The sequence below is a fragment of the Flavobacterium sp. B167r genome (genome assembly GCF_056824315.1).
In genome coordinates this window covers 631,838-654,934 of sequence record NZ_CP124859.1, presented here as the reverse complement: position 1 = coordinate 654,934, position 23,097 = coordinate 631,838, and the positions used below count along the sequence as shown (strand labels likewise).

The 23,097-nt window shown below is 33.2% G+C and carries 28 protein-coding genes and 1 tRNA gene; 12 read left to right on the top strand and 17 right to left on the bottom strand.

The features are described 5' to 3' along the window. Positions 1-83: 83 nt before the first annotated feature. From QLQ96_RS03165 to QLQ96_RS03140, 6 genes are all read left to right on the top strand, one after another. Entirely contained in the window at positions 84-1,199 is a 1,116-nt protein-coding gene (locus QLQ96_RS03165; RefSeq protein WP_482494606.1) for an NAD(P)/FAD-dependent oxidoreductase, read from the top strand. Then, positions 1,196-1,981: a monofunctional biosynthetic peptidoglycan transglycosylase gene (gene mtgA, locus QLQ96_RS03160; RefSeq protein ID WP_482494604.1), complete on the top strand. Its 786-nt coding sequence runs from the start codon at positions 1,196-1,198 to the stop codon at positions 1,979-1,981. Before QLQ96_RS03165 ends, mtgA begins: the two co-directional genes overlap by 4 nt. Then, complete coding sequence (locus QLQ96_RS03155) at positions 1,959-2,927, top strand: lipid A deacylase LpxR family protein (RefSeq protein ID WP_482494602.1); 969 nt, start codon at positions 1,959-1,961, stop codon at positions 2,925-2,927. Before mtgA ends, QLQ96_RS03155 begins: the two co-directional genes overlap by 23 nt. Before the next feature lie 28 nt (positions 2,928-2,955). Then, the gene (locus QLQ96_RS03150; RefSeq protein WP_482494600.1) at positions 2,956-3,369 is read left to right on the top strand and encodes a hypothetical protein; all 414 of its coding nucleotides are present in this window, start codon (positions 2,956-2,958) and stop codon (positions 3,367-3,369) included. Positions 3,370-3,459: 90 nt separating this feature from the next. Beyond that, complete coding sequence (locus QLQ96_RS03145; RefSeq protein WP_482494599.1) at positions 3,460-4,209, top strand: PIN domain-containing protein; 750 nt, start codon at positions 3,460-3,462, stop codon at positions 4,207-4,209. Between the two features lie 50 nt (positions 4,210-4,259). Continuing rightward, a complete protein-coding gene (locus tag QLQ96_RS03140; RefSeq protein ID WP_482494597.1) occupies positions 4,260-4,589 on the top strand; it encodes a YegP family protein in 330 nt (109 codons plus the stop codon). An 83-nt stretch (positions 4,590-4,672) separates the two neighbouring features. Here the strand turns inward: QLQ96_RS03140 and QLQ96_RS03135 are convergent, their stop codons facing one another. The 5 genes from QLQ96_RS03135 to QLQ96_RS03115 form a co-directional block, all read right to left on the bottom strand. Further along, positions 4,673-5,056, bottom strand: a complete 384-nt coding sequence (locus tag QLQ96_RS03135) for a helix-turn-helix domain-containing protein (RefSeq protein ID WP_482494595.1) — start codon at positions 5,054-5,056, stop codon at positions 4,673-4,675. A 90-nt stretch (positions 5,057-5,146) separates the two neighbouring features. Then, the gene (locus tag QLQ96_RS03130; protein ID WP_482494594.1) at positions 5,147-5,707 is read right to left on the bottom strand and encodes a hypothetical protein; all 561 of its coding nucleotides are present in this window, start codon (positions 5,705-5,707) and stop codon (positions 5,147-5,149) included. A 71-nt stretch (positions 5,708-5,778) separates the two neighbouring features. After that, positions 5,779-6,363 carry a hypothetical protein gene (locus QLQ96_RS03125; protein ID WP_482494592.1) on the bottom strand — a complete coding sequence of 195 codons (585 nt, stop codon included), beginning with the start codon at positions 6,361-6,363 and terminating at the stop codon, positions 5,779-5,781. Beyond that, positions 6,350-6,979, bottom strand: a complete 630-nt coding sequence (locus QLQ96_RS03120; protein ID WP_482494590.1) for a hypothetical protein — start codon at positions 6,977-6,979, stop codon at positions 6,350-6,352. The genes QLQ96_RS03125 and QLQ96_RS03120 overlap by 14 nt, the downstream gene beginning before the upstream one ends. After that, positions 6,976-7,317: a hypothetical protein gene (locus tag QLQ96_RS03115; protein WP_482494589.1), complete on the bottom strand. Its 342-nt coding sequence runs from the start codon at positions 7,315-7,317 to the stop codon at positions 6,976-6,978. Before QLQ96_RS03115 ends, QLQ96_RS03120 begins: the two co-directional genes overlap by 4 nt. A gap of 306 nt (positions 7,318-7,623) precedes the next feature. Between QLQ96_RS03115 and QLQ96_RS03110 the strand changes: the two genes are divergently transcribed. Beyond that, on the top strand, positions 7,624-7,800 hold the full coding sequence (locus tag QLQ96_RS03110; protein ID WP_482494587.1) for a hypothetical protein: 177 nt from the start codon (positions 7,624-7,626) through the stop codon (positions 7,798-7,800). 73 nt (positions 7,801-7,873) lie between these two features. Here QLQ96_RS03110 and QLQ96_RS03105 read toward each other — a convergent pair. The 3 genes from QLQ96_RS03105 to QLQ96_RS03095 form a co-directional block, all read right to left on the bottom strand. After that, positions 7,874-7,947, bottom strand: a tRNA-Ala gene (locus tag QLQ96_RS03105). Positions 7,948-8,179: 232 nt separating this feature from the next. Next, the gene (locus QLQ96_RS03100) at positions 8,180-9,622 is read right to left on the bottom strand and encodes a serine hydrolase domain-containing protein (protein ID WP_482494585.1); all 1,443 of its coding nucleotides are present in this window, start codon (positions 9,620-9,622) and stop codon (positions 8,180-8,182) included. A 138-nt stretch (positions 9,623-9,760) separates the two neighbouring features. Continuing rightward, on the bottom strand, positions 9,761-10,915 hold the full coding sequence (locus QLQ96_RS03095; RefSeq protein ID WP_482494583.1) for a helix-turn-helix domain-containing protein: 1,155 nt from the start codon (positions 10,913-10,915) through the stop codon (positions 9,761-9,763). 261 nt (positions 10,916-11,176) lie between these two features. Here QLQ96_RS03095 and QLQ96_RS03090 point away from each other — a divergent pair, with 261 nt between their 5' ends. From QLQ96_RS03090 to QLQ96_RS03075, 4 genes are all read left to right on the top strand, one after another. Continuing rightward, the gene (locus QLQ96_RS03090) at positions 11,177-11,941 is read left to right on the top strand and encodes an enoyl-CoA hydratase/isomerase family protein (RefSeq protein ID WP_482494581.1); all 765 of its coding nucleotides are present in this window, start codon (positions 11,177-11,179) and stop codon (positions 11,939-11,941) included. Positions 11,942-12,031: 90 nt separating this feature from the next. Continuing rightward, positions 12,032-12,208 (top strand): hypothetical protein, encoded by a 177-nt coding sequence (locus QLQ96_RS03085; RefSeq protein WP_482494579.1) that lies wholly within the window; start codon positions 12,032-12,034, stop codon positions 12,206-12,208. Between the two features lie 32 nt (positions 12,209-12,240). Beyond that, a complete protein-coding gene (locus QLQ96_RS03080; protein ID WP_482494577.1) occupies positions 12,241-12,693 on the top strand; it encodes a 6-pyruvoyl trahydropterin synthase family protein in 453 nt (150 codons plus the stop codon). A gap of 83 nt (positions 12,694-12,776) precedes the next feature. Beyond that, the gene (locus QLQ96_RS03075) at positions 12,777-13,520 is read left to right on the top strand and encodes a UDP-2,3-diacylglucosamine diphosphatase (RefSeq protein WP_482494575.1); all 744 of its coding nucleotides are present in this window, start codon (positions 12,777-12,779) and stop codon (positions 13,518-13,520) included. Positions 13,521-13,599: 79 nt separating this feature from the next. Here the strand turns inward: QLQ96_RS03075 and QLQ96_RS03070 are convergent, their stop codons facing one another. The 9 genes from QLQ96_RS03070 to QLQ96_RS03030 all read right to left on the bottom strand — a co-directional run bounded on the left by QLQ96_RS03070 (position 13,600) and on the right by QLQ96_RS03030 (position 22,236). Next, on the bottom strand, positions 13,600-14,808 hold the full coding sequence (locus QLQ96_RS03070) for a cytochrome c3 family protein (RefSeq protein ID WP_482494573.1): 1,209 nt from the start codon (positions 14,806-14,808) through the stop codon (positions 13,600-13,602). An 83-nt stretch (positions 14,809-14,891) separates the two neighbouring features. Then, a complete protein-coding gene (locus tag QLQ96_RS03065; RefSeq protein ID WP_482494571.1) occupies positions 14,892-15,248 on the bottom strand; it encodes a hypothetical protein in 357 nt (118 codons plus the stop codon). 102 nt (positions 15,249-15,350) lie between these two features. After that, positions 15,351-15,704 carry a hypothetical protein gene (locus QLQ96_RS03060; protein ID WP_482494569.1) on the bottom strand — a complete coding sequence of 118 codons (354 nt, stop codon included), beginning with the start codon at positions 15,702-15,704 and terminating at the stop codon, positions 15,351-15,353. A gap of 162 nt (positions 15,705-15,866) precedes the next feature. Next, positions 15,867-16,781, bottom strand: coding sequence for an alpha/beta hydrolase (locus tag QLQ96_RS03055; RefSeq protein ID WP_482494568.1), 915 nt, complete (start codon positions 16,779-16,781; stop codon positions 15,867-15,869). Positions 16,782-16,841: 60 nt separating this feature from the next. Then, entirely contained in the window at positions 16,842-18,125 is a 1,284-nt protein-coding gene (locus QLQ96_RS03050; RefSeq protein ID WP_482494566.1) for an MFS transporter, read from the bottom strand. Beyond that, positions 18,112-19,815, bottom strand: coding sequence for a single-stranded-DNA-specific exonuclease RecJ (gene recJ, locus QLQ96_RS03045; protein WP_482494564.1), 1,704 nt, complete (start codon positions 19,813-19,815; stop codon positions 18,112-18,114). The genes QLQ96_RS03050 and recJ overlap by 14 nt, the downstream gene beginning before the upstream one ends. Before the next feature lie 118 nt (positions 19,816-19,933). Further along, the gene (locus QLQ96_RS03040) at positions 19,934-20,278 is read right to left on the bottom strand and encodes a HopJ type III effector protein (protein ID WP_482494562.1); all 345 of its coding nucleotides are present in this window, start codon (positions 20,276-20,278) and stop codon (positions 19,934-19,936) included. A 162-nt stretch (positions 20,279-20,440) separates the two neighbouring features. Further along, positions 20,441-21,160 carry a 16S rRNA (cytidine(1402)-2'-O)-methyltransferase gene (rsmI, locus tag QLQ96_RS03035; RefSeq protein ID WP_482494560.1) on the bottom strand — a complete coding sequence of 240 codons (720 nt, stop codon included), beginning with the start codon at positions 21,158-21,160 and terminating at the stop codon, positions 20,441-20,443. Between the two features lie 47 nt (positions 21,161-21,207). Next, positions 21,208-22,236 (bottom strand): hypothetical protein, encoded by a 1,029-nt coding sequence (locus QLQ96_RS03030; RefSeq protein WP_482494558.1) that lies wholly within the window; start codon positions 22,234-22,236, stop codon positions 21,208-21,210. Positions 22,237-22,472: 236 nt separating this feature from the next. Here QLQ96_RS03030 and QLQ96_RS03025 point away from each other — a divergent pair, with 236 nt between their 5' ends. Further along, the gene (locus QLQ96_RS03025) at positions 22,473-23,063 is read left to right on the top strand and encodes a thymidine kinase (RefSeq protein ID WP_095928508.1); all 591 of its coding nucleotides are present in this window, start codon (positions 22,473-22,475) and stop codon (positions 23,061-23,063) included. The last annotated feature ends 34 nt before the right edge of the window (positions 23,064-23,097 follow it).

Genomic DNA, 23,097 nt, shown 5'->3' with positions numbered 1-23,097 from the left:
ACTGAGTCTGACAAAAAATTTAAATGAACTTACATTTCTTATATGGTTTAAAAAAATCATTATTTTTATCAAAACTCTAAAAAATGGAACTAAGCTACTGGGAACTAAAAAACTGGTTTTCAAATATCGATTATACAATTGTAGGAAGCGGAATCGTGGGTCTGCATGCGGCATTACGCTTACGCGAAAAATTTCCTTCGGCTAAAATTCTGGTTTTAGAACGTGGGATGTTACCGCAAGGCGCGAGCACCAAAAATGCAGGTTTTGCCTGTTTCGGAAGTTTGTCTGAAATTATGGATGACTTAAAAACTCATTCTGAAGATGATGTTTTGGCACTTATTGAAGAACGTTGGAAAGGTCTTCAGCAACTTCGAAAAAAATTAGGAGATCAGGCTATTGATTTTAAGCCTCACGGCGGATATGAATTATTTTTGAAAGATGACGAATTAGGTTTTAATGAATGCATTTCTAAAATTCCGTTTATCAATGATATTTTGAAACCGCTTTTTAAAGCTGATGTTTTTTCGAGAGAAATAGACCGATTCGGATTTGAAAATATTAACGAGTATTTAATTTTTAATCCCTTCGAAGGACAAATTGATACAGGAAACATGATGCAGGAATTACTGAAACAAGCAGTTTCGGCGGATATTTTAATCTTAAATCAGCAAACCGTAAAATCATATGCCGATGCCGGAAATCATGTAGAAGTTGTAGTGAATGATTTTAGCTTTAAAACCCAAAAACTACTTTTTGCTACCAACGGTTTTGCGAGCGAATTGACAAAAGGCGCTGTAAAACCAGCAAGAGCACAAGTGCTTATTACAGAGCCTATTCGCAATTTAGACATTAAAGGAACGTTTCATTTAGACCGCGGTTATTATTATTTTAGAAATATCAACGATCGTATTTTATTAGGCGGAGGCCGAAACCTTGATTTTGAGGGAGAAACAACAGCCGAATTTGGAGAGACGAAAATTATTCAAAATAGATTGGAAGATTTGTTGAAAAATGTAATTTTACCAAATCAGGATTTTCAGATTGCGCACCGATGGAGCGGTATCATGGGAATCGGAAATAGTAAGAATCCTATAGTAACCCAGCTGTCTGAAAATGTGTTCTGCGGAGTGCGTTTGGGCGGGATGGGAGTAGCGATAGGCAGTTTAATAGGAACAGAATTAGCAGATTTAATAGAATGAAAATAACCAAAAAACCAGCACCAAAAACTACTGCAAACAAAGCAAAACCGAAAACGTCTCCCAAAAAATCGAATCGTTCTTTCGGAGAAAAGATAAAATGGTTTTTTATTAAAGCTGCTTTATGGTTTTTTGGAATATCAATCGGGTCGGTTATATTTTTTAAATATATTCCGGTACCATTTACTCCTCTAATGCTCATTCGTGCCATCGAAAATAAAATGGATGGTAAAGAAGTTTATTTTGACCACGACTGGGAACCAATTGAGAAAATTTCAATGAATTTGCAAAAAGCAGTTATTGCCAGCGAAGACGGAACTTTCTTAACTCACAATGGTTTCGATTTTAAAGCGCTTCAAAAAGCATATAAAAGTAACGAACGCGGACGCAGAATTCGAGGTGGAAGTACCATTTCGCAGCAAACTGCCAAAAACGTCTTTTTATGGCAAGGAAAAAGTTATTTCCGTAAAGGCCTTGAAGCTTACTTTACAGTTTTAATCGAAATTATCTGGGGCAAAGAACGAATCATGGAAGTTTACTTAAATAGTATCGAAATGGGCGATGGAGTTTATGGTGCTTATGCAGCAACAGAACATTGGTATCGCAGAGATGCTTCGAGTTTAACGCCAATGCAGGCTGCAGGAATTGCGGCAATATTGCCAAACCCAAGAAAATTTAAAGCTACAGGCTCGTCAACTTATATTAATAGAAGAAAAGAAAGAATTGTTCGTGAAATGCGTTATGTTGGAAAAATCAAATACAATGGTACAGAAGAGAAGAAGTAAAAAAGCGCTTTTTGCTTTTCTAATTTTGAGTGTAACGTTAACTTTTGGACAAGGAAGAACTAAAGAAATAGGTTTTATATCGGATAATGATTTGTACACATCGTCTAAGTACGATATGTATTATACGAATGGTTTAGAACTTTTTTTTCGATTTTTATCTAAGAACGATAACCCGAAAATCAAAAAAGAAATTACCGAATTTAGAATTGGGCAATATCTTTATAACCCAAGATTTATAAACAAAGAAGCGGTTACGATAAACGACCGTCCTTTTGCAGGTTATCTTTTTGCTGAAGTAGGGAAGAACTTCTTTTACAAAAGCGAATCGGTTCTGAAGACTGATTTTCAAGTCGGATTTCTTGGCCTGAATGCGTTTGGCGAAGAGTTGCAAAAAGGATTTCATAACATGATTGGCTACAAAAAAGTGTATGGCTGGGAAAACCAGATTCATAATGCTTTAGGATTGCAGGCACATGCTATTTATTCTAAAAAACTGTTTCCTTTAAAACACAATGATTTTGTAGACTTTCATTGGCAGTCCGAAGGAAATCTAGGAACTATTTTCTCAGGAGTTTCAACAGGATTTATGGCTCGATTCGGATTTAAAAAACTAATTCCGATTTACGATTCTAACATTCATGACGCTTCGATAAGTGCAGAAGCGCAGCCGAATATTAGAGAGTTTTATTTCTACGCGGCGCCAAGCGTCAATTATCAATTTTATGATGCCACTATTGAAGGAAGTATGTTTAACGACACAAGTCCGGTTACTTTTGATTTAGAACCGCTTCGTTTCAATGCAGAAGCAGGTTTAAAATACCGTCACAATAACTTCAATATGTCTTATTCTTTCCTTTACCGAGGTAGAGAATTGAATGATCCGAAAATTAATACCAATTCAGGATATTTTTATGGCTCGATAAGAATGGGATTTTTGCTTAAATAATCTTTTTTGAATGAAAATTTAGATCATTATGATTGGATATTTTGCCTTCTTCGTTTTCCTGGCCATTTTTGTTTATGTCAGCGTTAAATGGGGAACATTTTTGATTTCAGATTTAATAGCAGGATTCTTTTTGTTGGTATTCTTTACGTATTATCATTTTAGAAATTATTTTGATAAAGGGGAAATTCTGGTGCTTACGCTTAACCTAATTCTCTATATTCTTGTTTTCATCTCTTCTATCTTCATTTATTTTGATGAAGAAAATGAAAAAAGAACCTACTGGATATTTCCAGTTCTTACCTTTGTTTTTTTAATGATGATAGCAAAAATGATAGTAGATTTTGATGACACTTTCTGGGGAATGAATGTCCCTGTTGCATTAGCTTTTTTTCCGATTTATTTTTTAAAGTACTATTTTAAATATATTAGAGAGGAAGTTTGATGTTCTTTTTATGTTTCAGAAAATAATTATAAGTCGATATTTTTGAAAGAAATAACTTATATTTGTGATTGAAAAATGAAAAATTAATAGATGAAAATACTCATTGATACCAACATATTTCTTGATTTTTATCGCTCAAATGGAGCTTCAATCCATATTTTTAGTACTCTTATAGAAAATATTGATAAATTTATTTTGACGGATCAAATAATTCAAGAATTTGAGAGAAGTCGTGAAGGCGTAATTAAAAGTGTTCAACAAAGGTTTCAAATAGAATCAAAACTAGAAAATTTTTCAAGCTCATATCTTCAAAATTTAGATGATTTCAAGAAGTTAATTGAAATTCAAAAACAGTATGTTTTACAACAGAAAAAAGTTGGATTAAGTATTGCAGAAATATTGAAAGATTCATCAAAAGATCCAATTGCTAATTATTTCAAGGAATTTGTAAATGAATCTTTAAAAGGTAATATGGTTCTTTATACAACAGAGGAAATAATAAATAAAGCGCTTAAAAGAAAAAATATCGGAAACCCACCAACTTCAAGTAAATTTTCTATTGGAGATGAAATTAATTGGGAAATTATTTTGGCTAATATTCATGAAGATATTATTCTGGTTGGGCGCGATAACACTTACACAGATAATCTTACTTTTTTGCAGAAGGATTTTCACAAACAGACTGGATATAATGTTGTAGATTTGACTGAAAGAATATCTGTAGCTTTAGAAAAAGCAGGTATTGAAATAGCGGAAGCATTAATTGAGGAGGAAGACAAGGTTATTGAAGATTTAAAACACTATGATGAGTTTTGGAAATATAAAGCTCAAGAAGAATAATTATCTTTGAAATCTGATTACTTTACTAAAAATAATACCAGTTATATAAAATGGGCAAATTTGTTATTACAAAACGAACTAATGGAGAATTCCAATTTAATCTTAAAGCAGGGAATGGTCAAACAATTCTAGTAAGTGAGGGATACACAACGAAACCAGCATGTTTAAACGGAATTGAATCAGTAAAAACAAATTCGCAAGACGATTCGAGATTTGACAAAAGAGAATCATCGACTGGAAAAGCCTATTTTAATTTGAAAGCATCAAATGGATTAATTATTGGATCAAGTGAGATGTATGAAAGTGTTGGTGCAAGAGATAATGGGATTACCTCGGTACAAAGTAATGCCCCATCTGCAATAATTGAAGATCAAGCATAATATTTATCTAAATTTATTATAGTAAAAAGCCATTCCTAAAAAAATTAAGAATGGCTTTTTTACTATAATTAAAATCGAAAGACTTATTTATCCTTCAATAATTTTTCTAAATACTCAACTTTATCTTTTTCCGCTTGAACCAAACGTTCGTAAAGCTCAACTACTTTATCAAGAGGGTTAAAAGTACAATGGTTGCTTTGGAAATTTCCTTGGCTATCGTGAAAAGTATTAAAATAATTAAAAACATTTTCTTCTGAAAAATTCTTAATTGCTTCTGCAGTTACGCCAAGAGCTTTTGCTATTTCGACAAGTTTTGCTTCATCGATCGTTTCGCTGTTTTCTATTGCAGAAATAGCTTGTTGGTTTGTTCCCAAAGCTTGCGCCAAAGCTTCTTGTTTCATGTCGCGAAGTTCACGAATACGGCTTATTTTTCGCCCTATATGATTTGGTCTTGTTACTGTGCTCATAATTCAAAGGTATTTAAAATTTGGTTACAAAATAGCTTCTCGTAAAAAACAGACTTTTTAAAGTAAATTACAGTTTTATTTTACAAAAGATTAATCCATTTCCATGTCTTTAGCCATTTCTTCCCATTTATTGTTTAAAAACTCTTTGGTTTGTTCTACAAAATTTGAATCGACATCATTTAAAGTCTGCACTTTCGGACTTAGTATTGCTTTTCCGTTTTCGAAAGAAATAAAAGCAGAAACATCGCTATCTCCCCAAAAGAAAGGAAAGACAATTGCACTGTTTTCAGCACTTTCGCTAACGTATTTTTCCATGCTAATGATAAAGGCAAACATCGGAATCATTTCAACAAAATTTTCGCTAAAAAACATCATTCCCCAGTGCCATTCTTCCGCTGTTTCATCATAATCAGAAAAAGCCATTGCTTCACGATATTCAATCCAACCGTCAATAACCTCTTGATTATTGTTGTCGTTATAGCTGCGTAAAAGTTCCTGCGTTAAAACTGATTTGGAATACATCTGTCGACTTTCCCAAAAATTTAACCAATTTTCATTGAGTTGTGGTTCTTCGAGCGGACTGCTTAGAAATTTTTCGAGTTGAGGTTTTGTTATCTTGACTTTGCAGTATAATGAACTTAATTCAGACATGATTTTAGGGTTTTGTTAAGAGTTATTCTTATTGCAAAATATTTTTTGTTAGATGCTTTTTTTATATCACTTTAATCCCAGCGACTTAAATTTCCTTCAGCTCTTTCAAAAAGTTCTTCGAGTACATTTTCAAGAGATCTTTCAGGAAGTCCAGTTTCTAAAAGTTTAAGTAATTGATTTTTAGTATTTTCAAGATTGTCCTGATGAGAATAGAAATTCATGAAATTTCCGTTTTTATCGAAAATAACATATTCTCCGCTTTCATAATTGTCTTCTTCGGACATGACCCAACCAATGCACGGGAAGGCTTTGTTGATTTTTTCAGTTTCCTCTTCAGAAAGTAGTTCAAATTCTTGAAATTCGGGTCTGTCATTTCCCCAAAAGGCAATAATCATATCGATAATTCCAGTTGATTTATGTTCAAGATCTTCTCGTTCCTGAATTTGATTAAGGAAATTTTCTGGAGAAAAAATACGGAAGATTTCATCCGATTCGATCCCGCCAATAGTTTTATAAAAAGTGATTAATTCTTCTGGAATTGGCTGTGAAAAATAATCAGCCAAAGATTTTATGGTTTCATCAGTTGCCGGAACCGATTCTTGGATTTCATCATATTCAAGTTCGCATGCTGCAAGACGGTTTTTAATTTCTTCCATAATTTTGGTTTTTATTTAGTTTGCTTAGATTGGGATTTTGATCTATAATTTTTCCCGTCTTTTTATCGAATGTAAGAGTCTTGTTTGGACCTCCGTAAAAAAGTGTAAGCGTGAGCGTGCTGTCGGTTTCACTTTTAAAAAAGATATTTTTTGCAGTTCTGATTTTAATATCGAAATTATCGCTCATAAGTTGTGAATCGGTACACTTGAAAGTTCTTTTTTCGAAGATTCCTTTTTTCTCAATTACTTCCAACCAAGGAGCAGCCATCGGACTATAGCTTACAATTTGTGCTCTATAATTTTCATTTAAATCTCGATTACAATACAAACCCAATGGTGTTGTAGAAAGTACAATTGCATAAAAAGGAAGCATCATCGCAATAATACTTAAGGCGAATGTTACAATTAGAGATGCTAGAAATAATTTGGCTAAAAGTTTCTTCCAAAAAACAATAATTATTGCAAAACTCATAAAAAGCCACAGCCAAAATAAAGTGACATCGCTGTAATAGCCTCGAAAACTAATTTCTTTAAAATAATATAGAAGACAGTCTAATGCAAATAATAAACTGACAATCAGATATAATCTTAGCGTTATTCTTTTGTTAGGACTCATGTTTTCTTTGAAATATAATTTAAACTAAAAACTGCAGCGATGGATAAAACTAGAATTGGGAAGAAAGACAAAGCAAGCGTATGCAATATTTCTTCTCTAAAAAGATAAGTGCTCCATGCAGATTCGCGATCTACAAAAATGCTATAATCCCAGAAGAACCAAACTAAAATTAAGAATATTAATTGGAGTGCTATTTTTAAGTATCTGTTTTTTATAAAAGTAAATAACAGAAAAATAATAGTTAGAAAAATAGTTGTAAGCGTAGCTATTATATAAGCATCGTCAGAAAAGGAACTGTCTGGATCTCCTGCAGATAATTTATCAGAAAAGCTTCCCATGGACCAATATATTTCTATTAAGGTAGAAATGTAAATCAGTATAGGAGCAATGATGAGGTTTTTTAGAAGAAAAGAAATTGTTTTAGATTTTAAGGCTGGATTCATTTTGTGATATGGCGTTTAATAGTATTCAATTCTGCTTTCTTTTGAAGAATTTGAAAATAACAAAAGTATAAAAGTATTGTAAATAATAACTTTCAAAAAAAATAATTATAGAATAACTGATTTTCTTTTGTTTGATATTCTTAACCTTTTGATAATATGATGAATAGTTTAAAAATATACTTTTAATTAAAAATTGAAACTATGGATGTTAATTGGAATATTATAGGAGTTGTAGCAATCTTGGTTGTTGTTTTGGTTGTATTAACCATCAGAAAAAATCTGCGCGAAAAAAAGAAATTAGAAAATTTGCTTAATAACGATTTCAAAAAAGCACAAAAAGACGACGTAGATGCCGATGATGCTGCGAATGAGAAGTAATTAAAACCTTATTATAGACAAAGATTCGGTAAAACGGGCAGGCTTTTAAAACCTGTCCAGTTTAATTTTTTTGTGGAGAATATCGGATTCGAACCGATCGCCTCTACGCTGCCAGCGTAGCGCTCTAGCCAAATGAGCTAATCCCCCAAAGCGTTAACAAATAAAGTCAAATAATACTCAAAAAACAAATTTGCAAGACTTTCTAGTCAAATATTTTTCAAAAGCGTAACGTTGTCTTAAATCTAATTTTTATGGGTTTTGAAAATGTAAACAGAAGTCTAGAAACTTCCTTCCAAAATACGAATTGAGTTGTATCTCTTAAATCAACAAAAAGCCTTGCAAATAAGCTTTACAAGACTTTTGATTTTAGTATGAGATTTTATTTTTTATTGATTATTTGAACTTTAGTATCCAAATTGCCTCTTGTTAAAAGTACAGAACTTAGTTTTCCGTCGCTGAAACCGAAATTTAAAAAGTTGGGATAGTCTACAATTTTAAAAGTTCCATTCTTTAGATAAATCAACTCATTGTCATTTTTACCTTTGAAATGATCTAAAAGCATAGATTCAACATACAGGCGGTTGTTTTTTTCTACTATTTTGGTTTCTATGCCTTGTCCATAAAGGAAATCATCATAAGTCCCGATTAGCTTTTCTTTTAAATCTGCTGGAATTTCTTGAGTTTCCTCATTATGCATTTTTCCATTCCAATTCATCAATTTTAAAAGCTTTTTTTGAGTGTGTGACATCACAGGAAAACGATTTTGTTTTTCGCCATTGGTTAGAAATGTAAAACCATTTCCATCTTTCATAGTAGCGAAAACAGTGCCTCCAACTCCTGTATTTGAGCCATTACAAATAAACCAATCATAATTATTGTAACCAAAAGACTTTTGCCATCCATAACTCCATCCAGCAACAGCATCTTTTAGAGCGGTAACTTCGGTTACATTTTTAGCAACATTATGAGAAATAACTTTATTGTTTTTATTGCGCAATGCATTTTGAATTTCGATTGCAAGTTTTGCCAAATCTGTAGGTGTAGACCACATTCCGGATGGTGCAACTTGCGGCGTGATTGGCAAACCAGTTCGAATCACTTTTTCATTTTCATCGTGAACAAGCGCTACATTTGTTAAAAAACCTTTTTCATTAGGTTGAATCATTGTCGTGTTTTTTAGTCCAAGCGGTGAAAAAATATATTGTTTAGCAAGTTCTGCGATAGGTTTTTTAAAAGTATCTTCTAATGCCATTTGAACAATTACATAACCGCCGCCGCTGTACGACCAACTAGTTCCAGGTGTGAACAAGAATTCGATTTCTTTATCATATCGCGGAATTTGTCCAAGAAGACTTTGTTTTATTGTCGGGATTGTATCGCCTTCATAATAATCCGAAAATCCGCCCTGACTTGTGCCAGCAGTATGATTTAAAAATTGTTTCCAAGTTGGACTGTTGTTTTCGGTAAACTTGCTCTTTGGCAAGTGCCAGCGTTTTAAATAACCATCAATTGGATCATTCAAATTAAGCAATCCTTTTTCTTCAAGAATAAAACACAAAAGTGCTGTAATTGGTTTTGAAATTGAAGCGGTAGAAAAAGCGGTATTTTGATCTATTTTCTCTTTTGAATCGATTGATTTTACACCAAACTCATTTGTATAAACAATTTGGTAATTTTCGAAAACAACAAGACTAAATCCCGCAAGTTTATTTTTTTCTAGTTGTTGATTAATATTCAAACTGTCGGTTAGAAAGCTATAATCTTTTGTTTGTGCGTTTGAGATTGTTACTATAAAAGTTAGTAAAAAAATAATGTTTTTCATTGTATCGTGATTTTGTGTTAAACTTGATTTCGATACAAAGATGTGGGAGAACCTAAACTTATGCGACCGAATAAAAATATTCGAACGCATTTGCGTCTATAAAGTAGTACGAGTAATAAAATGAATTAGTACGAGTAATTACAAAATGTTGTTCTGAAGGTTTTTACGATAAGAAGTAGGAGTGTCTCCGGTGTGTTTTTTGAAAGCGGTATTAAAAGAAGATTTAGAATTAAAACCTACTTCATACAAAATTTCTAAGATTGTTACCTTGCTTTTTGTGGCATCTTTCAAAATGCTCATAGCGCTTTCTATACGATAGCGATTAACAAAATCGTAAAAATGCTGATCTAATTTATGATTTATTAAAACTGATAATTCCCGAACAGGAATAGCAATACCCTTAGAAACGTCCTGAATCGTTAAAGATGGATCCAAGAAAGGTTTTTCTTCTGTCATATATTGCTGAAGTTTAATTAATTCCTCATTATATTCTTTTTCACTTGCGACTAATTGCTCGTTATTTTTTTCCTCTAAAACAATATCTGAAACTAGTTGCAATTTTGAATCAACATTTTTAAACAAATCGGGATTATTCAACGCTTTTAGTAAATACCAGCAAACAATAAAGGGCTGAAATGCCAAAATTCCAATTTTTATCCATCCAGAAATATAAGGATAATCAGAAAATTTGAAGAGGTTTTTTAAAAGAGCCGTCGAGTACAAAATAGTTAGTACAATTGTAAACTGAAATAACCAATTATATGCGCTAATGCTTGTACCTGCATAATTTTCGAGGTATAGTTTTTTCGATTTTCGTAATACCAAAAAAACGGCAATAATATATGCAATTAGCTGAATATGTATAAGAATATGATTGAATTGTATTTCAACCATACTTTGATAATGTTTAATAAAATTAATTTTAGAAGCACTATCTACGGTATAAAAACGCGGTAAAAAAACCAGATTTGCAATTAAAAACGGAAGCAGATGCAACAGATGTTTTGGTTTAAGCTTAAAATCTGAATAACAAACAGATAATACATATAAATAAAAAACAGGAATCTGCAAGAGAGCAAATAGACTTCTTAACATCCCAAGATTTGAAGGCCCCTGAGCTACTAAGTCAAATAAAGTTTGACTGGTATCTATTGCTGTTAATATCAAAAAAGAAGCAAAAAGATAATTGCTTGTTTTGTGTTTGGTTTTAACCGTAAAAAGGAAAAAAATAAGAAATAGCGAAATGAACAAGGTTATTATGGTAACAATAACTAATAAATTTATCTTATCCATCCAGAATTTTCTTTTGGTATTATTTGGTTTATAATTTCGGCTGATGCGCTTTTATACAAAAATGAAGTTTTGCTAAGCCAACCAAAAATAAGAAAATATTCTTTTGATTTTGAGAATTGTAGAGAAGGTTTGCTTATTTGAAAGAAGATATTCCGGGCTAATGAGTTAATGCGCAAAGAAAACATTAGTAAATAAAACAAATTTCAGACAGATTCAGATTATTGTTTTTCAAAAGAGTAACTTTACCTTAAATCTAATTTTATGAGTTTAGAAAACGCAAACGGAAGTCTGGAAACTTCCTTTCAAAATACAATTGCAACTGTACAATTTGGTCATCCTGCGAGTAATTCTTTTCCGCGTGACTTATTGGATCGTCTTACAGCAGAAATAAATTCTTTGAGCCGAAACGAAAATGTTTCTATAATTATTTTGAAAAGTGAAGGATCAAAAACATTTTGTTCTGGAGCTTCTTTTGATGAACTTTTGAAAGTAGAAAATGAAGAGCAAGGAATCGAATTCTTTTCAGGTTTTGCTCATTTATTGAATGCAATGCGAAATTGCAATAAAATTATAATTGGCCGCGTACAAGGAAAAGCAGTTGGCGGCGGCGTCGGAATTATTTCGGCTTGTGATTATGTTTTTGCAACTCCGCAAAGCGATATAAAACTATCTGAATTAGCAATCGGAATTGGACCATTTGTGATTGAACCAGCAGTTTCTAGAAAAATTGGTAAAACGGCAATGACACAAATGACGTTGGCCGCTCACGAATGGAAATCGGCAGATTGGGCTTTCCAAAAAGGACTTTTTTCTGTTTTGTGCGAAGCTGAAAATCTAGATGCTGAGGTTGAAAGTTTTGCTTTAAAATTAAGTTCATACAATCCTGAGGCTTTACACGAAATGAAAAAGATTATTTGGGAAGGAACAGAAACTTGGGAATCGCTTCTTTTCGAACGAGCTGCCATTACAGGAAAATTGGTTTTGTCTGATTTTAGCAGAAATGCTTTGCTTCAGTTTAAAAAATAGGCATGATATAAGTCATTTATTTTAGGCAAATAGTAACATAGTTTTGAAAAACATTTTAAAATCAATTCGTCACTATATAAATTATTAAACATGACTATTATTTCGTTACTCCAAAAAGTAGACATTACAGAGAAAATTAAAGATGCTCCAGACAGCAGTTATCAAATTGGCGTTGTCATCGGATCTTTTATTCCGTTCCTAGTTTTGGGCGGAATTGCTTTGTGGATGTATAACAGAGCTAAAAAAAGAGACAAAAACGGTTATTAATTTGTAAATTTGCAAGCTTAAAATTAAAATCGATGAGTAATATCAGAATTACAAAACAATTTAGCTTCGAAACTGGCCACGCTTTGTACGGTTACGACGGAAAATGCAAGAACGTTCACGGACACAGTTATAAATTATCGGTAACGGTTATTGGTTCGCCAATTACTGACCGATCGAATGTAAAGTTCGGAATGGTAATTGACTTTTCTGATCTAAAGAAAATTGTAAAAGAAGAAATCGTCGATCAATTTGATCATGCTACTGTTTTCAATCAGACAACGCCGCATGTTGAATTGGCTGCAGAATTGAAAAACCGCGGACATCACGTAATTTTAGTAGATTATCAGCCAACTAGCGAAAATATGGTGGTAGATTTTGCTGATAGAATTGTAGCAAGACTTCCAGAAGGAATTTCTCTTTTCTCACTAAAACTTCAAGAAACAGAATCTTCTTTCGCAGAATGGTACGCTTCTGATAATCTTTAAAAATTAAAAGTGAAATGTGACAAGTAAAATGTTTCTCATTTGACATCTCACAATTCACATCTCACAATTCACATCTCACAATAATGAAAAAAATATATTTTGCTTCAGATCAGCATTTTGGTGCGCCAACTCCTGAATTGAGTTTACCACGCGAAAAGAAATTTGTGGCTTGGTTAGATGAGGTTAAAGAAGATGCTGAAGCGATTTTTTTGCTTGGAGATTTGTTTGATTTCTGGTTCGAATATAAAACGGTTGTTCCGAAAGGTTTTGTGCGCATTTTAGGGAAGCTGGCTGAAATTCGCGACAGCGGAATTCCAATTTATTTCTTCGTTGGAAATCATGATCTTTGGATGAATGATTATTTTGAAACCGAATTGAATATTCCGGTTTATCACGATAATAAAGAATTTACTTTTAACGGAAAAACCTTTTTAATTGGTCACGGTGACGGAAAAGGTCCTGGCGATAAAGGCTATAAAAGAATGAAAAAGGTTTTTACAAATCCGTTTTCAAAATGGCTTTTCCGTTGGTTGCATCCCGATGTTGGCGTAAGTTTAGCGCAATATTTATCAGTCAAAAATAAATTGATTTCTGGTGATGAAGATGTGAAGTTTTTGGGAGAAGAAAACGAATGGCTGGTTTTATACGCCAAGCGAAAACTAGAAACCAAACATTACAATTATTTCATCTTCGGACACAGACATTTACCAATGATTATTCCTGTTGGAGAAGACGCTAATTATGTCAATCTAGGCGATTGGATCGGCTATTTTACTTATGGTGTTTTTGATGGCGAAAAATTTGAGCTAAAGAAATTCGAAAAATAGTTAAGAAGTCCAAAATCCAAAGCCCAAAGCCCAAAGTCAAAAAGTTTTGGTTGATGTCTAAACTAAAAGCTGAAATATATTATTTAGTACTTACGGGATAAATTCCGATTTTATGCGTTCGCAAAATGTATTGTGAGAGCTCCTTACTGTTTGAAAGCTGAAATTTAATTGCTCCAGATGCTTGTTTCGGCATATGGCATTCTACACAATTGCTGGCCAATAATTTCTCAGGCATCGTTTTTAATGTGGTTTCATTATGTTTTAAACCTTGATGGCAACTCATACAGATTTTAGAGTAGGAAGCCATGTTTTTAGAAGCATTTTCGTGCGGATTATGACAAGTAATGCAATCCATTTTTTGGCTGTTGAAACATTTGCTTTGCGCCATTAAACGAAACTGATTTCCATGAACATCAAATTTTGCTGTATCAGTAATGCTTTTCGTTTCACGAAAGAATTCCGATAAATTATCTCCAGGCTTAAATTCAAAACGAGATTTTAATTTCATGCCATCGTTTCCTGCGTGACATAAAGCACAAGCATCCAGTTTTTGCTGTCTGTTTAACGTCTTGAAACTGGTAATGCTGTTGGCAACTTTTACGTTTGGATTTTTTAGATGAAATTCAACATGCTTTTTAGCAGGGCCGTGGCAGCGTTCGCAATCAATTCCGTAAACAATAGTTTTTTTATTGATTATGTCTTCGACCTCCATAGACATAAAATTTTTATCTGCAGAGCTCTGGTCAACAGTTCGCGAACTAATATTCGAACTGTGGCAGGAATAGCAATCTTTTACCACCATACGGTTAAAATACGGTTTGTTGGCAGGAAAACCAGGACTTGTTGCCCAATTGTTTATAGAATGATAGAAAGATACTGGAAGCTCATAAGTGTTATTGTTTTTCCAGTAAACAGAAGTTTGCGCATGTTTGGTTCCAAAAACAATTTCGAATTTATATCTCGCGGTTTCTTTTCCGTTTTTATATAAAACCTGATACAAACTGTCGCCATCTTTTTCCATGACCAGTTTGGTGTCTTTATCGTAAATGAAAGTATGATTTTTAGAGTCGAAATCGCCAGAAACGTTTTCTAAAATAGCTGGCGCAGTTGCTTTAAAGTGCGAACTTTTGAATGCCATTTCCGATTGCACTTTGTGACATTCTATACAGCTTTCTGATCCCGCATAATCGGTTCCGCGCGGATCAATATATTCTTCAGATTTGTTATTGCAACTGACAAAGAGAATTGCCTGAAGCGCGAAGGTTAGTAGAAATACAGCTTTTTTCATTGCTGTAAATATACTTTTTTTTGAATTGAATGAAAATATATTTCAATAATGAAAAAATGATGTTAAAATATTTAGAATGTTTCTTAATTCATTCCCACTCCGTAAACATATTCATCTAGTTCGATTTTGAATAAAGAACCTTCAACCAAATCTTTAATCGATTTTAATTCGGTCATGTTTACAGCTAAATCTATGGAATTGCATGGCGTTTTCAACAAAAATTTATGGCAAGAATATTTCATTTCGCAGGCTTCACAACAAGCGTTTTCAATCATACTATCTTCAATCAAATCGCAAAATTGATTTAATTCTGAAACGGTAAAGTAAAAGCCAGTTTCTTTAAAAACCAATTGCACTTTGTCTGAAATTGTAGTGTTGTGATCTTTCCAGTAAAAAGCAATCCCAAAGTTATTATGATATATTTGTTCAATTTCTCTCATCGTGAATTCTTTATTTCAACAAATATAAATATTATTTATATTAATTCTAAATAAAAAAATCTTAAAAGTTTGAAAAATACTTCAATTTGCTAAATCAATATTCTAGTTTAAACCAGAACCGTAAATATATTCATTGAGATTAAGTCTAAATATTGAGCCATCGACCAAGTCTTTTATAGAATTTAATTCTATGGGTGATATTTCTAAATCTATAGCGACATAGGGTGTCTTCAATAAAAATTTATCGAAGGCGCGTTTTACACCATGTGTATTATCATTTTGGTCTGTTACGCAGTCTTCAATTAAATCGTGAAATTCATTTAATTCCTGAAGTGAAAAATAAAATCCCATTTGTTTAAAAAGCAACTGAATCTTATCTGATATAATTTCATTGCCTTCTTTCCAATAAAAAGAAATTCCAAAATCGTTGCGGTATATCTGTTCTATGTCCTTCATGACATTTTTTTTAGGCCACAAAGGTACGACGTATTTGTATTAATACTTGATTAACAAAAGCATAAAAAAAAGCTAAAAAAATGTATTAATAATTGATTTTGAGTTGTTTATGGGTAATGTTTAAATGAGCTTTTATTTCTTATATGGTTTTAAAATAACAGATTATTTCAGCCAATTTTTTAGTTTAGAAAGAAACGCGTTTTGTTGGTCAACAAATAAATAATGCGAGCAATTATCAAGGAGAGCAAAATTTTTTTCACCTGTTATAGTTTTCAGAGAATTGATTTGTGCTGATGAAAAAACGCCATCCTCTTTTCCGTAAATTCCATAAATAGGAACCCCAGCAGCTTTGATTTTCTTTAAAAAAGTTCTGCTGTCGATATTGTTTTGTTTTTCATTTTGATAAAAAACTAAAGGCGCGTTTTTATTTCGAATATTCGTTTTATAAAATTCTCCAGCTTCATAATCGGCGTAAAGCTTTTTGGATTCTGCGGTTGGATTTGGCATTTTAAAAAAGCCGTTTTCTCCTGCAAGTTCATAACACCCTTTTCTATATTCGGCAGAATTCTTATTTAAATTTTCTACAATACCAATTTTCTTCAATTGTTCAGAATCGTTACTGTATTTTTTCTTCAATGTATTTAAAATATGGTCATACGTTTCCTGTTGTGAAAACAAAGCGCCAGCCAAAACCAATGCACTTACATTTTGCGGATATTTATTGGTATAAAGTGTAGCAACCAAACCGCCAAAACTGTGTGAAAGAAGAACAGCTTTCTTTAGATGATATTTTTTATAAATAGAATTTAAATCCTGAGAAGCTTCTTCAAAAGTAAATTTCGCATCAGAATCTGCAGATCTTCCTTCGCCTCTTCGGTCATAAGCAATTACATAAAAACCTAAATCTGCTAGTTTTTGAGCTGTTGTTCCTTCAAACAAAGTTGCATTGCCACTTGGTCCGCCGTGAATAAAAATTATAGTTTTATTCCTTTCATTTCCATAGGTTTTGATATAAAGATTTTGGCCCTTAGCAAAAAGAGAAATAGCAAGAAGTAAAACGGTTACTACTAATTTCATTGTTCAGTTTCTAATTCTATTTTATGAACTTATATAACTTATATGGTTTTGAAAAAAAAATTATTCCATTTTATGGTGTTCGTCCATATCTCTTTTTAGATCTAAATTTCTAAAAGTAGGAGATTTTAAAGCAGTGAAAATTACAGTTAAAAGTGTAACACTTCCTCCAAAAACAACAGAAGTTACAGCACCCATTAATTTAGCAGTAGCACCACTTTCAAAAGCACCTAATTCGTTTGAAGATCCAACAAAAATCGAGTTTACCGCACCAACGCGTCCGCGCATGTGATCTGGAGTTTTAAGCTGTAAAATAGTCTGACGGATTACCACAGAAATTCCATCAGCCAATCCGCTTAAAAATAAGGCGAAAACAGAAAGCCAGAAATATGTTGATAATCCAAACAAGATTATTGATAATCCGAAAATAAAAATAGCAATTAAAAGTTTCTTTCCTGCATTTTCATACAAAGGCACATAAGCCGAAACAAGCATTGTAATAAAAGCGCCGACGGCAGGAGCGGCTCTTAAAATTCCGAAACCTTCAGATCCCACTTTCAAAATGTCTTGCGCAAAAACGGGCAATAGTGCTACGGCACCTCCAAAAAGTACCGCAATCATGTCAAGCGATAGTGCGCCAAGAACGATTTTGTTTTTAAATACAAAAGTTAAACCTTCCATAAGACTATCTTTCATAGATTCGCCCATTTTCGGATTTATAATCGGTTTTTGACTGATTTGTGATAAAGCAATTAACGAAAGAATGGAGAATCCGAAAACCAAACACATTGACCAGTGAACGCCAATCCAGTTAATCGAGAATCCAGCCAATGCAGGTCCCATAACCGCGCCAATCTGCCAAACAGAACTGCTCCAAGTTGCAGCATTTGGATATGCTTTTTTAGGAATAATTAAAGACAGAAGCGAGAAGATTGTTGGTCCCATAAAAGAACGAACGATTCCGCCTAAAAATACAAGAGCATAAATCGAGTACAAAATATAATCTTTAGAAAAACCACCGACCACTTTTGGCCAAGTCAATAAGAAAAGCCCAAAACTAATTACAGAAAATCCTAAAATACATTTGACCAACAAACTTTTCTTTTCTCTTCGATCTACAATATGTCCTGCAAATAAAGACATGGAAACAGCTGGAATAATTTCCATTAAACCGATAATTCCTAGAGAAAGTGGGTTTTTAGTTAAACTGTAAACTTCCCATTCAATTACAATAAACTGCATTGACCAGGCAAAAACCATTGCAAAACGCAATAATAAAAATATGTTGAATTCTTTATAACGAAGCGCCTGATATGGATCGGGCTTATTTGATTTAATCTCTTCCATTTGTTCTAATATCTTTCAGCATAAGCTGTGTTGAAACAGTTCCGTTCCACTCGTTTTCGGCAATGCAATACGCCAGCTGAAACGGATTTTGGTTTTTTACAATATTTAATTTTTTTCCGAGTCCGAAACCTATTGCGGCTATTCCGTCAGAATTATTTTGTTTTGCGAATAATCTTAAATGTTCATCTTCAGCACCCAAAGTTTTCGCATAACCTGTATCAATCGCATTTTCAGTAATAAAAACAGGCGTCATATTCTGAGGTCCGAAAGGTTCAAATTGTTTTAAAATTCGAATTAGTTTTGGAGTTATATCAGAAAAATTGATTTCAGCATCGATTTCAATTTCTGGAGAAAGCATGTCTGGTAAGATCGTTTCTGCAACTTGTTTCTCAAAAGCTTCTTTAAAAGTCTGATAGTTTTCTGCTTTTAAAGTCATTCCAGCAGCGTACATGTGGCCTCCAAATTGTTCCAAATGTTCGGCGCAGGCGTCTAATGCATTATAAACATCAAATCCTTTGACAGATCGGGCAGAGGCAGCATATTTGTCACCGCTTTTAGTGAAAACTAAAGTCGGACGATAATACGTTTCAATTAATCTTGAAGCAACAATTCCGATTACGCCTTTGTGCCAGTCTTCTTGAAAAACAACAGTTGAAAAACATTTTTCCTCGTTGTTTTCTATAATCTGTTGAAAAGCTTCTTTGGTAATTTTTTTGTCTAAATCTTTTCGGTCTGCGTTGTATTGTTCAATTTCTGACGCAAATTGCTGTGCTTGCTCAAAGTCGAATTCAGTCAATAATTCAACGGCATGATTGCCATGTTTGATTCTTCCCGCAGCATTAATTCTTGGTGAAATGATAAAAACGACATCGGTAATATCAAGAACTTTCTTTTTTACCTGATGCGTTAAAGCTTTAATTCCTGGTCTTGGTTCGCTGTTAATGACTTTTAATCCGAAATGTGCTAAAACGCGATTTTCTCCTGTAATAGGCACAATATCGGCAGCAATTGCAGTAGCCACTAAATCCAAATACGGAACTAAGTCTTCTATCGTTTCATTTCGATTTTGGCCTAAAGCCTGAATCAATTTAAAACCAACTCCGCAACCGCATAATTCGTCGTAAGGGTAGGAGCAGTCTTCTCTTTTTGGATCTAAAACGGCAACGGCATCTGGAAGAAATTCTCCCGGACGGTGGTGATCGCAAATAATAAAATCGATATTTTTTGCTTTCGCGTAGGCGACATGATCAATCGATTTGATTCCGCAATCGAGAGCAATAATTAAAGAAATTCCGTTGTCGTCTGCATAGTCAATTCCTTTAAAGGAGATTCCATAACCTTCGGCATAACGATCTGGAATGTAAGTGGCAACTTGAGGATAATGTGATTTTAAATACGAAGAAACCAAAGAAACTGCTGTTGTTCCGTCAACATCATAATCACCAAAAACCAAAATATTTTCTTGATTTTCAATCGCTTGTTCGATTCGAGCAACAGCCTTGTCCATATCTTTCATTAAATACGGATCGTGCAGATGTTCTAATGATGGGCGAAAGAAATTCTTCGCTTCATCAAAAGTTTCAATTCCTCGCTGAATCAAAAGTGTTGCTACAAAATCTTCTACATTTAGCGCTTGTGCCAAATGTTTGACTTTTTCTTCAGAAGGTTTTGGTTTTAATGTCCAGCGCATAATTGATTTTAGATTTTAGAGTGTTGATTTTAGATTTTTGATTTGCTATAGATGATCTTAAAGTACTTGATTTTAAGATCTGAAATCAAAAACCGTTAATCAAAAATCTTAAATAGAATTATTTTGCTTCTAAAGCATTTCCTTCAAACTGAATTCCATCCCAACCTAAGTTGATGAAATTTCTAATGTTTTGGTGATTTGTTCCGTTTGAATCACCTAAAACTTCTTCAAAATAAAAAGCGCCAAAACAAGCTAAAGTTTCCTCTTTGCTTAAGTTTTGCAATTTTGCGAAAGAAAATAATTTGCAAGAACCTGAATTTTCGCCTGCTGCGTTATGTTGTGTTCCGTTTTGAAAAGCAGTTGGAGTAAAGTTGTAGTTTTCTTCAATTACTGCAATAGTTTCAGGAAATGTGATTTGTGTTGGAGTTTGTTTTACTTTTTCTAAAAAGGCTTGAATGCTCATATTGTTGGTTTGTTTTTTTGCCGCAGATTAAAATGATTTCAATGATTTTTTTAACCGCAAATTTCACAAATTTCCGCTAATTTAATTTGTGAAAATTTGTGAAATTTGTGGTTCATTTTTTAAATCTGAATAATCATTTTAATCTGTGGCTGAAATAATTATTTATTCTTCTTCGTCTTTTGAATACTTACTTTTTTTGGCTTCTTTTTCTATTGTTTTTCCAGCTACAACCACAACGATTTCTCCTCGCGGTGCTATTTTTTCGAAATGGGCTAAAACTTCTTTAGCAGTTCCACGAACGTTTTCTTCATGCATTTTTGACAATTCACGCGAAACGCAAACCTGTCTGTCTTCTCCAAAATACTGAATAAATTCTGCTAAAGTTTTAACGAGTTTATGCGGAGAAACGTATAAAATCATGGTTCTGGTTTCTTCGGCTAAAGCCAAAAAACGAGTCTGGCGCCCTTTTTTCTCCGGAAGAAAACCTTCAAAAATAAAACGATCATTAGGTAATCCGCTGTTTACGAGAGCGGGAACAAAAGCCGTTGCGCCAGGCAGACATTCTACCTCAATTTTATTTTCAACGCAAGCGCGCGTCAATAAAAATCCAGGATCTGAAATAGCTGGAGTTCCAGCGTCCGAAATCAAAGCGATAGTTTCGCCAGCTTTCAAACGAGCAATTAAATTCTCAGTGGTTTTATGTTCGTTGTGCATGTGATGGCTGTGCATGTGCGTGTCAATTTCAAAATGCTTCAACAATTTTCCGCTTGTGCGTGTGTCTTCCGCCAAAATCAAATCGACTTCTTTCAAAACCCTAATGGCTCTAAAAGTCATGTCTTCAAGATTGCCAATCGGCGTTGGAACGATATATAATTTTGACATATTTTTTATTCGTGAAAATGTGAAATTTAAATTGTGAAAATGAAATGTTACAAGAATTTTTTCTCGATAATTCCCATAAAACGATCTGCATAATCGTCTTTTCCTTCCCAATTATTGTAATCAGGTTTTACCATGTTTTCAATAAAATCTTTTACTTCTTCATAAGAATCAAAAGTTAATAATTGGTTTAAAACGCGGCTATAATCTTCTGTGCTATTGCCAAAAAGGTTTTTAGTAAAAGCAATTCTGTCATTTAGATCAATATGAAAACCTCTTGCTAGTTTATCGTTTAAACTTACCGATTTTGGTTGTGCAGGAGTTTCAAGAATGGCAGTTTCTACTTTTTTAGTTTCTTTAAAATCATTGATTGAAGGCGCTTGAACTGGCGGAACAGCTTCAAAACTGTCTACTTTTACAAACTGTGCATCGGCATAATTAATACCGAAATCTTCAAACAAAATAGTAGGCATTGGAGAAGTTTGCGGTTTTGGCTCTTCTTTTATTTCTTCTTTGATCGGTTCTGTTTCCAATTCAAAAGCAGGTTTGAAATCCGGAATTGGTTTCAATTCGCTGACAGTTGTAAACGAAAGATCATCAATAGGTTTTTCTGTTTCTTCTACCTTTTCAGCAATTGGCTCAATAATTTCTTCGACAATTGGTTCTTCAATGACTGCTTCTTCAATTTCAGCAACGATAGGTTGAGGAGTTTTTTCGATTATTACCTCTTCAATTTCAATAATTGGTTCAACAGTTTCTGCTGGTTTTTCTTCTGAAATTTCAGGCTCGTAAGATTCTTCAAGCGCAATTACTGTCTCAGGAGTTGGAGCTTCATTTTCAATTATTGCAGGAATAATTTCTTCTCCTTTTTCGAAAATGGTTTCCAATTCAGAAGCAATATCACTTTGTCCTATGGTTGGTTTTGCAGAATCGAAATTTTCTTCAACAAATTTTAATACGGCTAATTTCTCATATAATTTCTGAGTTTCAAGGTACAATTGATTGATATCGGATTTGTTTTTAAGTTTTAAAATTCGATGTGCAATGCTGATTAAATCAGCTTCCAATTTTTTTTTCATAACTGTTGAAAATTATAGTGAATAAGGTATTTTAGTGTATTTGATGTCTGAATGTCTTTATTCTGATTTAAATTCAAAAGATAATTTTTTATTTCTGTTAATACGCTGTCGCGAATTTAAGGTTTGATAAAAATTTTCTACTTTTGAAAAAATGTAAAACAGCACATTTTTACATCAATTTATTGCCAGTACAAAGTAATAAAAACTATTCATCTTTAAAGGTAGAAAAATACAAAATGTTTCTCGAAAATACAGTAAATCACAAAGAACAATTTGGTTGGATTGAAGTTATTTGTGGATCAATGTTTTCGGGTAAAACCGAAGAGCTGATCCGTAGATTAAAGCGCGCCCAATTTGCCAAACAAAGAGTCGAAATCTTTAAACCTGCTATTGATACCCGTTATCATGACGAAATGGTCGTGTCTCATGATGCCAACGAAATTCGTTCTACACCCGTTCCTGCAGCAGCTAACATATTGATTTTAGCTCAAGGATGCGATGTAATCGGTATTGATGAAGCTCAGTTTTTTGATGATGAAATTATTACCGTTTGCAATGATTTAGCAAACCAAGGAATTCGTGTAATTGTGGCTGGATTGGATATGGATTTTAAAGGAAATCCGTTTGGCCCAATGCCAGGACTTATGGCAACTGCTGAATATGTAACGAAAGTTCATGCCGTTTGCACACGAACTGGAAACTTAGCCAATTATAGTTTTAGAAAAACTGCGAATGATAAATTGGTTATGCTTGGCGAAACTGAAGAATATGAGCCACTTAGCCGTGCAGCGTATTTTAATGCCATGAAAAAAAATCAGGAAAAATAAATTTAAATTCCATTTGTAAAGCCTTTTAATAAAA